This is a genomic window from Pseudomonas rustica, assembly GCF_049959085.1.
Lineage (GTDB): Bacteria > Pseudomonadota > Gammaproteobacteria > Pseudomonadales > Pseudomonadaceae > Aquipseudomonas > Aquipseudomonas rustica.
On the sequence record NZ_CP188200.1, the window covers coordinates 885,619 to 899,542 of the forward strand.

At 57.2% G+C, this 13,924-nt stretch carries 12 protein-coding genes and 5 tRNA genes; 13 read left to right on the plus strand and 4 right to left on the minus strand.

Annotation, left to right across the window (positions count from 1 at the left end; genetic code table 11):
• Nucleotides 1-138 precede the first annotated feature (138 nt).
• The 7 genes from alaS to ACP3TY_RS04230 all read left to right on the plus strand — a co-directional run bounded on the left by alaS (nt 139) and on the right by ACP3TY_RS04230 (nt 5,100).
• Nucleotides 139-2,757: an alanine--tRNA ligase gene (gene alaS / locus ACP3TY_RS04200; protein WP_159812715.1), complete on the plus strand. Its 2,619-nt coding sequence runs from the start codon at nt 139-141 to the stop codon at nt 2,755-2,757.
• Nucleotides 2,758-2,847: 90 nt separating this feature from the next.
• The gene (locus ACP3TY_RS04205; protein ID WP_053122853.1) at nt 2,848-4,089 is read left to right on the plus strand and encodes an aspartate kinase; all 1,242 of its coding nucleotides are present in this window, start codon (nt 2,848-2,850) and stop codon (nt 4,087-4,089) included.
• A gap of 188 nt (nt 4,090-4,277) precedes the next feature.
• Entirely contained in the window at nt 4,278-4,466 is a 189-nt protein-coding gene (csrA, locus tag ACP3TY_RS04210; RefSeq protein ID WP_002554426.1) for a carbon storage regulator CsrA, read from the plus strand.
• 62 nt (nt 4,467-4,528) lie between these two features.
• A tRNA-Ser gene (locus ACP3TY_RS04215) sits at nt 4,529-4,619 on the plus strand.
• 107 nt (nt 4,620-4,726) lie between these two features.
• Nucleotides 4,727-4,803, plus strand: a tRNA-Arg gene (locus ACP3TY_RS04220).
• A gap of 71 nt (nt 4,804-4,874) precedes the next feature.
• Nucleotides 4,875-4,951: transfer RNA gene (locus ACP3TY_RS04225), tRNA-Arg, on the plus strand.
• Between the two features lie 72 nt (nt 4,952-5,023).
• Nucleotides 5,024-5,100 (plus strand) — tRNA-Arg (locus ACP3TY_RS04230).
• Between the two features lie 19 nt (nt 5,101-5,119).
• On the opposite strand, the gene ACP3TY_RS04235 is transcribed toward ACP3TY_RS04230, so the two are convergent.
• Nucleotides 5,120-5,638, minus strand: coding sequence for a cell envelope protein SmpA (locus ACP3TY_RS04235; RefSeq protein ID WP_426619301.1), 519 nt, complete (start codon nt 5,636-5,638; stop codon nt 5,120-5,122).
• A gap of 320 nt (nt 5,639-5,958) precedes the next feature.
• On the opposite strand from ACP3TY_RS04235, the gene mgtE reads away from it, so the two are divergent.
• On the plus strand, nt 5,959-7,401 hold the full coding sequence (gene mgtE / locus ACP3TY_RS04240; RefSeq protein WP_053122849.1) for a magnesium transporter: 1,443 nt from the start codon (nt 5,959-5,961) through the stop codon (nt 7,399-7,401).
• A 239-nt stretch (nt 7,402-7,640) separates the two neighbouring features.
• Here the strand turns inward: mgtE and ACP3TY_RS04245 are convergent, their stop codons facing one another.
• Nucleotides 7,641-7,967 (minus strand): Arc family DNA-binding protein, encoded by a 327-nt coding sequence (locus tag ACP3TY_RS04245; protein ID WP_003178899.1) that lies wholly within the window; start codon nt 7,965-7,967, stop codon nt 7,641-7,643.
• A 389-nt stretch (nt 7,968-8,356) separates the two neighbouring features.
• On the opposite strand from ACP3TY_RS04245, the gene phnN reads away from it, so the two are divergent.
• Nucleotides 8,357-8,926 (plus strand): phosphonate metabolism protein/1,5-bisphosphokinase (PRPP-forming) PhnN, encoded by a 570-nt coding sequence (phnN, locus tag ACP3TY_RS04250; RefSeq protein ID WP_426619302.1) that lies wholly within the window; start codon nt 8,357-8,359, stop codon nt 8,924-8,926.
• On the opposite strand, the gene ACP3TY_RS04255 is transcribed toward phnN, so the two are convergent.
• On the minus strand, nt 8,901-9,080 hold the full coding sequence (locus ACP3TY_RS04255) for a PA3371 family protein (protein WP_053122845.1): 180 nt from the start codon (nt 9,078-9,080) through the stop codon (nt 8,901-8,903). The genes phnN and ACP3TY_RS04255 overlap by 26 nt on opposite strands.
• Before the next feature lie 20 nt (nt 9,081-9,100).
• A complete protein-coding gene (locus tag ACP3TY_RS04260; protein ID WP_282357628.1) occupies nt 9,101-9,331 on the minus strand; it encodes a hypothetical protein in 231 nt (76 codons plus the stop codon).
• 294 nt (nt 9,332-9,625) lie between these two features.
• Between ACP3TY_RS04260 and ACP3TY_RS04265 the strand changes: the two genes are divergently transcribed.
• The 4 genes from ACP3TY_RS04265 (at nt 9,626) to ACP3TY_RS04280 (ending at nt 13,863) form a co-directional block, all read left to right on the plus strand.
• Nucleotides 9,626-9,702 (plus strand) — tRNA-Arg (locus tag ACP3TY_RS04265).
• 287 nt (nt 9,703-9,989) lie between these two features.
• On the plus strand, nt 9,990-11,594 hold the full coding sequence (locus ACP3TY_RS04270; protein ID WP_426619303.1) for a response regulator: 1,605 nt from the start codon (nt 9,990-9,992) through the stop codon (nt 11,592-11,594).
• The gene (locus tag ACP3TY_RS04275) at nt 11,591-12,283 is read left to right on the plus strand and encodes a sensor histidine kinase (protein ID WP_400755476.1); all 693 of its coding nucleotides are present in this window, start codon (nt 11,591-11,593) and stop codon (nt 12,281-12,283) included. Before ACP3TY_RS04270 ends, ACP3TY_RS04275 begins: the two co-directional genes overlap by 4 nt.
• 338 nt (nt 12,284-12,621) lie before the next feature.
• On the plus strand, nt 12,622-13,863 hold the full coding sequence (locus tag ACP3TY_RS04280; protein ID WP_212543940.1) for a glutamine synthetase family protein: 1,242 nt from the start codon (nt 12,622-12,624) through the stop codon (nt 13,861-13,863).
• Nucleotides 13,864-13,924: the final 61 nt, after the last annotated feature.

Genomic DNA, 13,924 nt, shown 5'->3' on the forward strand with positions numbered 1-13,924 from the left:
GCCGTCCAATTGACCGTTTCTATCGTATAAACACGCTGTACCCCGCGCGCAGGGCCGATATAATGCGGCCCTTTGCCGTCGCTTCGTCTGTTGACGTTTCGAACAGGCCTTTGGCCGCAGCCTCCGTGGAAGAACCTAATGAAAAGCGCAGAAATCCGTGAAGCCTTCCTTCGCTTCTTCGAAGAGCAAGGCCACACCCGTGTAGCCTCCAGCTCTTTGATTCCGGGCAACGACCCAACCCTGCTGTTCACTAACGCGGGGATGAACCAGTTCAAGGACTGCTTCCTGGGCCAGGAAAAACGTGCGTACACCCGTGCGACCAGCAGCCAGAAATGCGTGCGTGCCGGTGGCAAGAACAGTGACCTGGAAAACGTCGGTTATACCGCCCGTCACCACACGTTCTTCGAAATGCTCGGTAACTTCAGCTTCGGTGACTATTTCAAGAAAGACGCGATTACCTACGCGTGGACCTTCCTGACCGGCGTTCTGCAACTGCCGAAGGAAAAACTCTGGGTCACCGTCTACGCCTCCGACGACGAAGCGTATGACATCTGGACCAAAGAAATCGGTGTGCCGGTCGAGCGCATGATCCGCATTGGCGACAACAAAGGCGCGCCGTACGCTTCCGACAACTTCTGGACCATGGGCGATACCGGCCCGTGCGGCCCATGCACCGAGATTTTCTACGATCACGGCGACCATATCTGGGGCGGCCCGCCGGGCTCGCCGGAAGAAGACGGCGACCGTTACATCGAGATCTGGAACAACGTGTTCATGCAGTTCAATCGCACCGCCGATGGCGTCTTGCATCCGTTGCCTGCGCCGTCGGTCGACACCGGCATGGGCCTGGAGCGGATCAGTGCGGTGATGCAGCACGTCAATTCCAACTACGACATCGACCTGTTCAAGAACCTGCTGAAGGCCTCGGCTGAAGCGATTGGCTGCGAAAACGGCGATCAGTCTTCGTTGAAAGTCGTGTCCGACCACATCCGTTCGTGCGGTTTCCTGATCGCCGACGGCGTGCTGCCGTCCAACGAAGGTCGCGGTTATGTACTGCGCCGGATCATCCGTCGCGCTTGCCGTCACGGTAACAAGCTGGGCGCTACCGGCAGCTTCTTCTACAAGATCGTTGCCGCACTGGTTGCCGAGATGGGCGAAGCCTTCCCGGAACTGAAAAAGCAGCAAAGCAACATCGAGCGCGTGCTCAAGGCTGAAGAAGAGCAGTTCTCCAAGACTCTGGAGCACGGCCTGAAAATTCTCGAGCAGGATTTGCTGGAACTCAAAGGCACCGTGGTGCCGGGCGACGTAGTGTTCAAACTCTACGACACCTATGGTTTCCCGATGGACCTGACCGCCGACATCGCCCGCGAGCGCAGCCTGACTGTCGATGAAGTCGGCTTCGAACGTGAGATGGAAGCTCAGCGTGTGCGTGCGCGTTCTGCCAGCTCGTTCGGTCTGGACTACAACACCTTGGTCAAGGTTGACGTGGCCACCGAGTTCACCGGTTACAAAGACACCAGCGGTTCGGCAAAAATCGTTGCTATCTATAAAGATGGCCAGTCGGTCGACGTCTTGAATGAAGGCGAAGAGGCGGTGATCGTTCTGAATCAGACGCCGTTCTACGCTGAGTCCGGCGGCCAGATCGGCGACTGCGGTTATCTGCAGGCCGGCAGCAGCCGTTTCGACGTGCGCGACACCACCAAAACCGGCGGCGCATTCCTGCACCACGGTGTGCTGGATTCGGGCAGCCTGACCATCGGCGCGCCAGTGGAAACCCACGTCGACGCCGAAGTGCGTCACGCCACTTCGTTGAACCATTCGGCCACGCACTTGCTGCACGCTGCACTGCGCCAGGTTCTGGGCGAGCACGTTCAGCAGAAAGGTTCGTTGGTCGACAGTCAGCGTCTGCGTTTCGACTTCAGCCACTTTGAAGCGATCAAGCCTGAGCAGATCAAAGCGCTGGAAGACATCGTCAACGCCGAGATTCGCAAGAACTCCGCCGTTGAAACCGAAGAAACCGACATCGAAACCGCGAAGAACAAAGGCGCGATGGCGCTGTTCGGCGAGAAGTACGGCGACAACGTGCGCGTGCTGAGCATGGGCGGCGATTTCTCCGTCGAACTGTGCGGCGGTATCCACGCCAACCGTACCGGCGACATCGGCCTGCTGAAAATCATCAGCGAAGGCGGCGTGGCTTCGGGCGTGCGTCGTATCGAAGCGGTCACCGGTGCTGCGGCACTGGCTTACTTGAATGCTGCAGAAGAACAACTCAAGGAAGCGGCCAGCCTGGTCAAGGGCAGCCGCGACAACCTGATCGACAAGCTGTCGGCTGTGCTCGAGCGCAATCGCCAACTGGAGAAGCAACTCGAGCAGTTGCAAGCCAAGGCGGCGAGCGCGGCGGGCGACGATCTGTCGTCCTCGGCACTGGACGTCAAAGGCGTGAAGGTTTTGGCCGCACGTCTGGATGGTCAGGACGCCAAGGCGCTGCTGGCGCTGGTTGATCAGTTGAAGAACAAACTCGGCCGCGCAGTGATCCTGCTCGGCAGTGTCCATGAGGAAAAGGTCGTTCTGGTTGCAGGCGTAACCAAAGACCTGACTGGCCAACTCAAAGCCGGTGATTTGATGAAGCAAGCTGCTGCGGCAGTGGGCGGGAAGGGCGGTGGTCGTCCGGACATGGCGCAGGGCGGTGGCGTTGATGCCGGCGCGCTGGATGGTGCACTGGCGCTGACCGTTCCATTCGTCGAGCAGGGTTTATAAGACGGTCCGTCGTGCTCGCAGTCTAGTGGCGGGCGCGGCAGCTGTTCGAGTGATTATTGGGCGCCCTTCATGGGCAGAGGCGGCTTTGAAATGGCTTTGATCGTACAGAAATTTGGAGGCACCTCGGTCGGTACTGTCGAGAGAATCGAGCAGGTCGCCGACAAGGTTAAGAAATTCCGCGATGCCGGCGATGACCTGGTGGTTGTGCTGTCTGCAATGAGCGGCGAAACCAACCGTCTGATCGATCTGGCCAAGCAAATCAGTGGCGACGGTCAACCGGTTCCGCGTGAGCTGGACGTGATTGTTTCCACCGGTGAGCAGGTGACGATTGCCCTGTTGGCCATGGCGCTGATCAAGCGCGGTGTGCCGGCGGTGTCGTACACCGGTAATCAGGTGCGGATCCTGACCGACAGTGCGCACAATAAAGCGCGTATCTTGCAGATTGATGACCAGAAGATTCGTGGTGATCTGAAAGCAGGTCGCGTGGTAGTTGTCGCCGGTTTCCAGGGCGTCGACGAGCACGGCAACATTACCACTCTCGGTCGTGGCGGTTCCGACACCACCGGCGTGGCACTGGCTGCGGCGTTGAAGGCTGACGAGTGCCAGATCTACACCGACGTTGATGGTGTTTACACCACTGACCCGCGCGTTGTGCCGGTCGCTCAGCGTCTGGACAAGATCACCTTCGAAGAGATGCTGGAAATGGCCAGCCTCGGTTCCAAGGTGTTGCAGATCCGTGCCGTGGAATTCGCCGGCAAGTACAACGTTCCGCTGCGCGTACTGCACAGCTTCAAGGAGGGTCCGGGCACCCTCATTACTATTGATGAAGAGGAAACCATGGAACAGCCGATCATTTCCGGCATCGCTTTCAACCGCGATGAAGCCAAGCTGACCATCCGTGGCGTGCCAGACACCCCGGGCGTGGCGTTCAAGATTCTCGGCCCGATCAGTGCCGCGAACATCGAAGTCGACATGATCGTGCAGAACGTCGCGCACGATAACACCACCGACTTCACCTTCACCGTACACCGCAACGACTTCCAGGCTGCACAGAACGTGCTGGAAAACACTGCTCGCGAGATCGGTGCCCGTGAAGTGGTTGGCGACATCAAGATTGCCAAGGTCTCGATCGTCGGCGTCGGCATGCGTTCCCACGCAGGCGTGGCCAGCCGCATGTTCGAATCGCTGGCAAAAGAAAGCATCAACATCCAGATGATCTCGACTTCGGAAATCAAGGTTTCCGTGGTGATTGAAGAGAAGTACCTGGAACTGGCCGTGCGCGCTCTGCACACGGCTTTCGAACTGGATGCGCCGGCCCGTCAAGGCGAGTAATTCCGTTCAACTGAAGGGCGCGGTCTGACCGCGCCCTTTATTTTTTTGAATGGCGTGAGCCCTGACTGTTCTTTTGCTCGCGCTGGTCAATACTCAGGCATGTAGGGCTACGATCGCTCCGGTTGTAGGTCGGGTGCCTTTTTTTTGCAGACTGTTGTCCCTGAACTGAATTGCGTAAGGAGAAAGGTATGCTGATTCTGACCCGTCGGTGCGCAGAAAGCCTGATTATCGGTGACGGCGAAATCACCGTGACCGTGCTCGGCGTTAAAGGAAACCAAGTGCGCATCGGTGTGAACGCGCCGAAAGAGGTTGCCGTGCACCGTGAGGAAATTTACCTGCGTATAAAGAAAGAGAAGGACGAAGAACCAAGCCATTAATTTTTATCGATTTTTATGTTTGCAAACGGGGAAAAGGTTGGTTAAGATACGCCCCGTGTTGCGGAGAGCTGGCCGAGTGGCCGAAGGCGCTCCCCTGCTAAGGGAGTACACCTCAAAAGGGTGTCGGGGGTTCGAATCCCCCGTTCTCCGCCATTATTTGCTTAGTACGTCGTAATCTGGCTTTTTCTGTAAGTTGTTGAAATTAATAGAAAAAGTGGTTGGAATAGAGATTAGACGGGCTATAATGCGGCGCAACAAATGCACTCGTAGCTCAGCTGGATAGAGTACTCGGCTACGAACCGAGCGGTCACAGGTTCGAATCCTGTCGAGTGCACCATTTAAGAGTCAGTTACAGCAATGTAAATGACTTGGCTTCAACCAGATGTGATCTGGTCTAAAAACACAAATGCACTCGTAGCTCAGCTGGATAGAGTACTCGGCTACGAACCGAGCGGTCACAGGTTCGAATCCTGTCGAGTGCACCATTTAAGAGTTACTTGCAGCAATGCAGATAACTTGGCTTCATCCAGTTGTGGTCTGGGCTAAAAACACAAAATGCACTCGTAGCTCAGCTGGATAGAGTACTCGGCTACGAACCGAGCGGTCACAGGTTCGAATCCTGTCGAGTGCACCATATACCGAAAAGCCCGCGTTTATCGCGGGCTTTTTGCTGTCCGGGATTTGGCTTTTTCCTTCACGCATCCCCTCTGATCAAAATCGATTTGTGCCGTTCGGCCTCGCTTGAGGTCGTAACGATACGTTGTCGTCGATGTCCGAATATTGATCTTGTCCGGCTTGCCTAAAGCGCTTTCGACATCTTGCGCGCTCATCCCTGCGATAACACGCCGATTGATGATCGCCTGGCGGCGTTGTCTCGCATCGATCACGTTGCCGCAGATGTGCTCCGCGCCGCCGACAATGCCCGGTGCTCGGCCTCTGGTATTCATACCGGATGTTTCTTCGTGATTGGCTTCAGGCATCACCGCCACGACAGATCCGGGCGAGTAGGGGTGTACTTCCTGCACGGAGAGGTGTTCGCCGTGCGCGCAACTCATCGTGGTGAAGGTGATGCTGCCGTCAGGTGCTTCGCAGCGATGCAGGGTGGTCGTGGCCCCGGCGTGCGGTAGGCAGAGCAAAAAAGTCAGTACGAAAAAAGATGATTTGAGTGGCATTCGACGTCCTCCATGACGATCTACGCTCAAGGGTAGTCGCTACATTTTGCGCTGCCGGTGTGTTTTCTTTTCAAGATGAGTCGTCGCATTTGCATGGATCAGGATGGCGCTCAGGTTTGTCTCGCAAGCGCTTGTTTCAGCCGTGATTTTTTAACGTATTAAACCGTCAGGCGTGTATCATTGCGCCCGTCAGCCCCGCCGGGGCTTATGGAAAACCTCCATGGACTTACCCAGTAGTTGTTCAGTAACCCGTTTCACCAATCATGAATTGACTGATTGATTCTTCCGGCGTGCCCCGCTGCTGGGAGTGGAGTTCGCCTATGTCCGAAATCGAAGTAAAGAAAACACAGGAAAGCCTGCAGGATCGCCTGGCCCAAGTGGTCGAGCTTTTGCAGCGCCAACGAGTCGTCGAAGACCTGACTCATCGCCAGGAAGGCGCGCACAACGACCGGGTGGAAAACCTGGTTCACCGGCAGAATCTGGTCGAGTTGCAACGCAAACTGGATGATCTGCACTCCGCTGACGTTGCCTACATTCTTGAAGCCTTGCCGCTGGACGATCGTCTGACGCTCTGGCAACTGGTCAAGGCTGATCGCGACGGCGACATTCTTCTCGAAGTATCCGATTCCGTTCGTGAAACGCTGATCGCCGACATGGACGATCACGAGCTCCTGGCTGCGGCCAAGGACATGGACGCCGACGAACTTGCTGACCTGGCTTCCGAGCTGCCGCGAGACGTCGTCCATGGACTAATGGAGAGCCTCGATAACCAGCAGCGTGAGCGCGTGCGTTCGGCCCTGTCTTATGACGAGGAGCAGGTCGGTGCGCTGATGGACTTCGAGATGGTGACGATCCGTGAGGATGTCAGCCTCGAAGTGGTGCTGCGTTATCTGCGTCGTCTCAAAGAGCTGCCGGGCCATACCGACAAACTGTTTGTGGTCGATTACGACGGCGTGCTCAAGGGCGTGCTGCCGATCAAACGTTTGCTGGTCAACGATCCGGACAAACAAGTGGCCGAGGTGATGGCCAGCGACCCGGTGAGTTTCCATCCGGACGAAGACGCCTATGACGCCGCTCAGGCGTTCGAGCGTTATGACTTGATCTCGGCCCCGGTGGTCGACAAGAACGGCAAGCTGATCGGCCGTCTGACCATCGACGAAATGGTCGACCTGATTCGTGAAGAGAGCGAAAACGAAGTCCTCAACATGGCGGGTCTGCGTGAAGAGGAAGACATCTTCGCCTCCGTGTGGAAATCGCTGCGTAACCGTTGGGCGTGGCTGGCAGTCAACCTGATCACCGCGTTTGTTGCGTCCCGTGTGATTGGTCTGTTTGAAGGCTCGATCGAGAAGCTGGTAGCGCTGGCGGCGTTGATGCCGATCGTGGCGGGTATTGGTGGAAACTCCGGTAACCAGACGATCACCATGATCGTTCGCGCGATGGCGCTCGATCAGGTCAGCACCGGCAATACCTCGCGTCTGATGCGCAAGGAACTGGCCGTAGGTTTGATCAACGGCCTGGTCTGGGGCGGGGTGATCGGTGTGGTCGCTTATCTGCTCTACGGCAGCTGGTCGTTGGGTGTGGTGATGACGGCGGCAATGACGCTCAACCTGCTGCTGGCAGCGCTGATGGGTGTATTGATCCCGATGACGCTGGCCAAGATGGGTCGCGACCCGGCCATGGGCGCCAGCGTGATGATCACCGCGATGACCGACAGCGGTGGCTTCTTCATCTTCCTCGGGTTGGCGACAATCTTCCTGCTCTGACCCGCTGCAAACAAAGAGCCCGCCAAATTGGCGGGCTTTTTTGTGCCTGACAGGCAATACAAAACAATTGTGGTGAGGGGATTTATCCCCGTTGGGCTGCGCAGCGGCCCCAAAAACATTAGGACAGCTGCGCACTCCAGCGGGGATAAATCCCCTCGCCACAGGTACGGTGTTTGATCAGCCAAATCGAAGGCAAAAAAAAGCCAGCAATCATGCTGGCTTGAGATATTCGGTGTAGCTCAGGACGCGTCTGCGGCCATCTCGGCGTCGTGGGCGATCAACGACACCAATGCGTTCTGTTGACGGTGCGACAGCTGGCGGAAGCGTTGCAGCAACTCACGTTCGTGAAGCGACAGCTCAGGGCTATCGAGGCGCATGCTCAATTCTTCGCCCAGTGCACCTTCTTGAATAAGGCTCTGTTCAAGGCGCGCGATGATTTCGGAGTTCATGCTGCGATGATGATTGCGAGCCACCTCGGCAATGCGTTCACGCATTCCGTCTGGCAGACGTACGACGAACTTGTCAGCCGTACGGCTGGAATAAATTGCCTGTTTCAATGGGCGCATATATTTAACCGGTTAGTTCAGGGGAGCGGTTCTCGGGAATGGCCGCAGGATGTGTGATAGGACAAGCATCCGGACCAAATGGTTCAACCTGAATTGTTAAGAGGCGCGCATCATGCCTCAAAATTGCCAGTTCATTGGCGTCAATTCTGTGACAAATATTGAGCCGGGTAAAGGCGTAATGCCAGCACCAATTGTCAGAAATGCGGACTGGTTTGAAATCTTTGCCTTCGTCCGAATCACTGCCCGCTTCCTGTTGCACATCAATGGGTGTCCAAAGACCTCAGAACGTGCATGCTATGCGGCTTTCTATCCTTGTTCCTTACCTGTACAGGATAGTGGCAATTTGCCGATTTACTAGGGGCAGACCCGTGCCAGAGGGCATTTTCAGGATGGATGGCAAGCTTATTTATCTGATGGGGCCGTCCGGTTCAGGCAAGGACAGCCTGATCGAGGCCGCACGCGAACCTTTGCGTGCGATGAATTGCGAAATCATTCGCCGAGTGATAACCCGATCAGCGGAGTCTGTGGGTGAGGACGCGGTCGGGGTTACGCCGGAAGAGTTTGAACGCCGCCAGCAAGCCGGTGATTTCGCGCTGGCCTGGCACGCTAATGGCCTCGCTTACGGCATTCCAGTAGAAATGGATCGGTGGCTTAAAGACGGGCGAAACGTCTTGGTGAATGGCTCGCGGGCCAACCTGCGTCAAGCGCAGGAGCTGTATCCAACGCTGGTGCCAGTGCTGTTGACGGTGAGGGATGAAGTGTTGCGTGAACGCTTGCTCAAACGAGGCCGTGAAACCCTTGAGCAAATCGATGCGAGGCTGGCGCGCAATGCGCTGTTCAAAGACCGACGAGCCAGCGACACGCCCGTGAATCTGATCGACAACTCCGGCGATCTGGCGACCGCCGTCAATCAATTGCTGGATGTGCTCAATTTCAACGCAGCACCGGGTCAAACTTGATCCTGCGCCCGGCCACCAGCGCCAGCACAAACAACACCGCAAACACGCCGCAGCCGATCAGGGGCAGGGTGACCTGGGTGTCCTCGAACAGCGAAAAATGCAAAACGCCACTCAATAAAGCGAGGATCAGAAATCCTGCAGCTGATTTGGACATGCTGTACTCCTGAAGATATTTCAAAAAACCAGACGTTCGGAAACCTGCGCCGGCAAAGCCTGTTCAGCCTCGCTTACAGCTCTTGGGCCGTAGCTGCCCTGATCGCTCAGCACCGCCAGTTGCGGCTGCTTCTGCACTTGCAGGTAATGTGGCATGCGCTGGGCGACCGTCTCATGACTATCCGGGGCGAAGTGAAAGCCCACCAATACCGCCAATGCGATTGCGTTTGCAACCAAGAGGGTGCTGTTCATGAGGCGGACTCCGATTGTTCTTCTATGGAACAGACATAGCACCCGCCGTGCCAACAGTCTAACCGCTGTTAAGTCCTTTAAAAACAAGCATTTGAGAGGGTTTTTCGCAGCGCCTAGGTTGCAATCTGCAATGATGGCATTTTGTAGTAGTGCAAAATGCACGGTAAAACATCCCGCAGCCTTGCAGGGCGCCTGCCTACACTTAAAAAGCCCTACGGATGACATGACAAATCAGGGCCTGGCCGTTACCATGCACGCCGTCCGTCGCGCCGCGTCTGCCCGCGACAACTCAGTGTCTCAGTAGCTCAATTGGATAGAGCATCCCCCTCCTAAGGGGAAGGTTGCAGGTTCGAACCCCGCCTGGGACACCACTTTTCAAAGCCCCATTCAGGACAATCCCGGTGGGGCTTTTTTGTGCCTTTCGTATGAGAGTTCCAGCAATGTGGAAGTGATCTGGCTGAGTTGGTTTCTTTTTCAGCATCGCGCTCCGACAAACACATCAGGAATCTTCAGGCACACACCCTCAGGGAACGCCACCCGTTGCCGATAACGTACTCGGTGACTTCAAAGTCGCGTGAAATTGCTTGATAGCATTTTGCCGCCAGCTATCATCGTCGCGCCCGAAATTGCCCTCACTTCAATTGCCTGGAAATCTTCGATGCTGTCGTATCACCAAAAGCGTTTTCTGATCGTCGATGATTTCTCGGATTTTCGCAGTTCGGTTCGCTCGATGCTGCGTGAGCTTGGGGTCAAGGACGTCGACACTGCGGACACCGGTGAGCAGGCGCTGAAGATGTGTGCGCAGAAATCCTACGATTTTATCCTGCAGGATTTCCATCTCGGCGACGGCAAGAAGAACGGTCAGCAGGTGCTTGAAGACCTGATGCTGGAAAAGCTCATCAGCCATGAAGCGGTGTTTGTCATGGTCACCGCCGAGACCAGTCAGGCGATGGTGCTCAGTGCGTTGGAGCATGAGCCGGACGCGTATCTGACCAAGCCGTTCAACCGTTCGGGTCTGGCGCAGCGACTGGAGCGTCTGGAGCAGCGCAAGACTTTGCTCAAACCGATTCTGCAGGCCCTCGACCGTGGCAAACCGGTTGAGGTGCTTAACGCCTGCATCGCGTTGTGCAAGCAGGACATTCGCTACTCGCCGTTGTGCCTGCGTTACCGCGCCGATGCGCTGCGCGATCTCAATCAGAACGAAGCGCTGGAGCGCCTCTACGACGGCATCATTGCTGACCGGCCTTTGCCGTGGGCGTTTGCCGGGTTGGGCAAACTGTTGTTCAAGCGCGGGCAGATTGCGCAGGCCAAAGGCGTTTACGAAAAAGCCCTGAAGGTGTTTCCGATGATGCCGTCGCTGTATGACGGCATGGCCGATGTGCTGGTGGCGGAGGGTGATACCAAAGGCGCGCAGCGGGTGCTTGAAGAGGCGATTCGCTTGTCGCCGCTGGCGGTGCGCCGGCAGGCCTTGCTCGGCAAACTGGCGATGACCAATGAAGATTTTGACACCGCCTCGCGAGCTTATCGGCAGGCCGTGGCGCAGGGCGCGCAGTCGCGTTTCAAGGATGCGGAAAGCAATCTCGGTCTGGCCCACGCGTTGATCAGCAAGGGCAGCGAGCGCGGTCTCGATACGCGCACACGACTCGAGATCAACACCACGCTCAGCGCCGTGGCCAAGGAAAACCCGAGCGACCCGGGCCTGCAAATTCGTGCGCGGTTGATGAAGGCCACCAGCCTGTTGCTCAACGATGCCGAAACCGCTGACAAACTCACCGAACAAGCGATGTTGCGTCTCGACGGCATGGAGCAATTCATGAGTCCTGAGGCCGCGCTGTTGGTGGCCAAACAACTGCAAATGCTCGGTCAGGCCGAGGCGGGCACTTCAATGCTCAAGAGCTGCGCGGAGATCTACGGCGATGATCCGGCGGTGATGAAAGACATCGCCAAGCTTACCGATGACCCGACTATCCTCAGTTCGAGCAACGCCGCTGCCGACCTCAACCGTCAGGGCGTGCGCGTGTACAAGACCGGCAATCTGGTGGAGGCCCGCGAGGTGTTCCGCAAGGCGCTGAAGTTGCAGCCGAAGAACATCAGTATTGCGCTGAACTTGGCCCAGTCGCTGCTGCACGGTAGCGACACGTCGGTGCCGTCGGCGGAGCTGGAAGAATGTCGGGCCTGCCTGAAAATGGTCGGCCTGATGCCCGACACCGACGCGCGTCATGCGCGTTACCAGAAGCTGAAAAGCAAGGCGTTTGGCGAATGAACCACGACGAGCAAACACTGGATTTTTCCACGGTGATCGCCTCCACCGTTCACGACATGAAGAACTCGCTGGCGATGCTCATGCAGGCCCACAGCCAATGGCTGGCGCGGTTGCCACAGGCGCAGCGCGAGGGATCCGAGCTGGGCGTGATCGACTTCGAATTCGCTCATCTCAACGGCATGCTCGTGCAGTTGCTCGGGCTGTATAAGCTCGGTGTTAATCAGATGCCGTTGCAGCCGGCGTATCACGAGCTCGACGACTTCATCGAGGCGCAACTGGCGGCGCATCAGGAAGTGTTCGCCAGTCGCGGGATCATCGCCACCTATGAAATTGATCCGCTGTGTCCGCTGGGTTTCTTCGACCGTGAACTGATTGCTTCAGTGCTCGGCAACTGCATCAACAATGCGATCCGTTATGCCCGCGAGTCGTTGCTGATTACTGTCAGCGACGAGGCGGGGCAGTTGGTGCTGACCATTAATGATGATGGCGACGGTTACCCGGCCGAGATGCTCGAGCGTCAGGCCGATTACGTGCAGGGCATCAATCACAGCAGCGGCAGCACGGGATTGGGTCTGTATTTCGCCCACCGTATTGCCGCATTGCATCAGCGCAACGGCGTCGAAGGACGCACCGAAATCAGCAACGGCGGCCCACTCGGTGGCGGCCTCTTCAGCCTCTTCCTCCCCTGAGACGTTCGAGTGATCGTGACGGCAACGTTCTCCCCGTGTAGGAGCTGCCGAAGGCTGCGATCTTTTGATCTTGTTTTCACCAACAACATCAAAAGATCGCAGCCTTCGGCAGCTCCTACATGGGGGATTCGCGTTGTTTGATTTTTTTGTTTTGACGCTGCTTGATATTCCGAACAGCCGCAGCCTATTTTGTCCGGGTCGCCGTTCGCGGCTCGCACAACAACAAGGATTGCGTCATGACAACCGATGGCCAGCGCTCACTCGCACAGCGATTGACGGGCATTGATGAGATTGAATGTGTCACGCCGGATTTGAACGGCGTGCCGCGAGGCAAGGTGATGACCGCCGAGGGGTTCCTCGAAGGGCGGCGTTTGCAGATGGCGCGGGGTGTGCTGCTGCAATGCATCATGGGCGGTTACCCGGCGGCGAAGTTTTACGGCAGCGATGACGGTGACCTGGCGCTGGTGGCCGAACCGAGCATGATTCATCCGTTGCCGTGGAGCGACGAGCCGCGCGCATGGGCGATCTGCGATGCCGATGAGCTGACCGGCGAAAGCTCCAACCTGTCGACCCGTGGCCAGTTGAAGAAAGTCATCGCCCGTTATGCGGCGTTGGGCCTGGCGCCGGTGGTGGCGACCGAGCTGGAATTCTTTGTCTTCGCACCCAATACCGATCCGAATCAACCGTTCCGCCCACCCGTTGGTCTCGACGGTCGCCGCGAGGATGGGCAGTCGGCGTTCAGCGTCAGTTCCAACAACGGTCTGCGGCCGTTCTTCAACGAAGTCTATAAATGCATGGCGGCCCTCGGTTTGCCGCGCGACACCTTTATGCATGAAATGGGCGTCAGCCAGTTCGAGATCAACCTGCTGCACGGTGATCCGCTGTTGCTGGCCGACCAGACTTTCCTGTTCAAACACTTGCTTAAAGAAGTCGCGCTCAAGCACGGCCTGACCGTGGTGTGCATGGCCAAACCGCTGGCGCACACGCCGGGCAGTTCGATGCACATTCACCAGAGCATCGTCGAGATCGGCAGCGGCAAGAATGTGTTCAGCGACGAGAAGGGTCAGCCGACCGCAATGTTCCGCCACTTCATCGGCGGACAGCAGGCGGGCATGGCTGAATTCACCGCGCTGTTTGCGCCCAACGTGAATTCCTATCAGCGTCTGTGTCATCCATTTGCGTCGCCGAACAATGCCTGCTGGTCACATGACAATCGCGCCGCCGGCTTACGGATTCCCGCCAGCTCGCCGGTGGCCCGTCGGGTCGAGAACCGTTTGCCGGGTGCCGACGCCAACCCGTATCTGGCAATCGCCGCCAGCCTGGCCGCGGGCTTGCATGGCATCGAGCATGAGCTGGAACCGACTGAAGCAATTCAGGGTGAATTCGAAGTCCCGGACAATCTGTCGCTGCCGTGTACCTTGCATGCCGCACTCGAACGTCTGAAACGTAGCCAATTGGCCATGGAACTGTTCGGCAAGGAGTTCATCGAAGGCTACATCGCTTCGAAGACCATGGAGTTGACGAGTTTCTTTGATGAAATTACCCCCTGGGAACGACGTGTTCTAGCAGCCCAGGCCTGACGAACTGTCGCCACCGGGCTATCGTTTGATAGCCCGGACTCACTGCAAGGAGCCGCTCGGA

Bases quoted from the DNA above. Each gene is read 5' to 3' on its own strand.
- ACP3TY_RS04205 (WP_053122853.1), top strand. From the start codon at position 2,848: ATGGCTTTGATCGTACAGAAATTTGGAGGCACCTCGGTCGGTACTGTC.
- phnN (WP_426619302.1), top strand. From the start codon at position 8,357: ATGGATGGCAAGCTTATTTATCTGATGGGGCCGTCCGGTTCAGGCAAG.
- mgtE (WP_053122849.1), top strand. From the start codon at position 5,959: ATGTCCGAAATCGAAGTAAAGAAAACACAGGAAAGCCTGCAGGATCGC.
- ACP3TY_RS04245 (WP_003178899.1), bottom strand. From the start codon at position 7,967: ATGCGCCCATTGAAACAGGCAATTTATTCCAGCCGTACGGCTGACAAG.
- ACP3TY_RS04275 (WP_400755476.1), top strand. From the start codon at position 11,591: ATGAACCACGACGAGCAAACACTGGATTTTTCCACGGTGATCGCCTCC.
- ACP3TY_RS04270 (WP_426619303.1), top strand. From the start codon at position 9,990: ATGCTGTCGTATCACCAAAAGCGTTTTCTGATCGTCGATGATTTCTCG.
- ACP3TY_RS04260 (WP_282357628.1), bottom strand. From the start codon at position 9,331: ATGAACAGCACCCTCTTGGTTGCAAACGCAATCGCATTGGCGGTATTG.
- csrA (WP_002554426.1), top strand. From the start codon at position 4,278: ATGCTGATTCTGACCCGTCGGTGCGCAGAAAGCCTGATTATCGGTGAC.
- ACP3TY_RS04255 (WP_053122845.1), bottom strand. From the start codon at position 9,080: ATGTCCAAATCAGCTGCAGGATTTCTGATCCTCGCTTTATTGAGTGGC.
- ACP3TY_RS04235 (WP_426619301.1), bottom strand. From the start codon at position 5,638: ATGCCACTCAAATCATCTTTTTTCGTACTGACTTTTTTGCTCTGCCTA.
- alaS (WP_159812715.1), top strand. From the start codon at position 139: ATGAAAAGCGCAGAAATCCGTGAAGCCTTCCTTCGCTTCTTCGAAGAG.
- ACP3TY_RS04280 (WP_212543940.1), top strand. From the start codon at position 12,622: ATGACCGCCGAGGGGTTCCTCGAAGGGCGGCGTTTGCAGATGGCGCGG.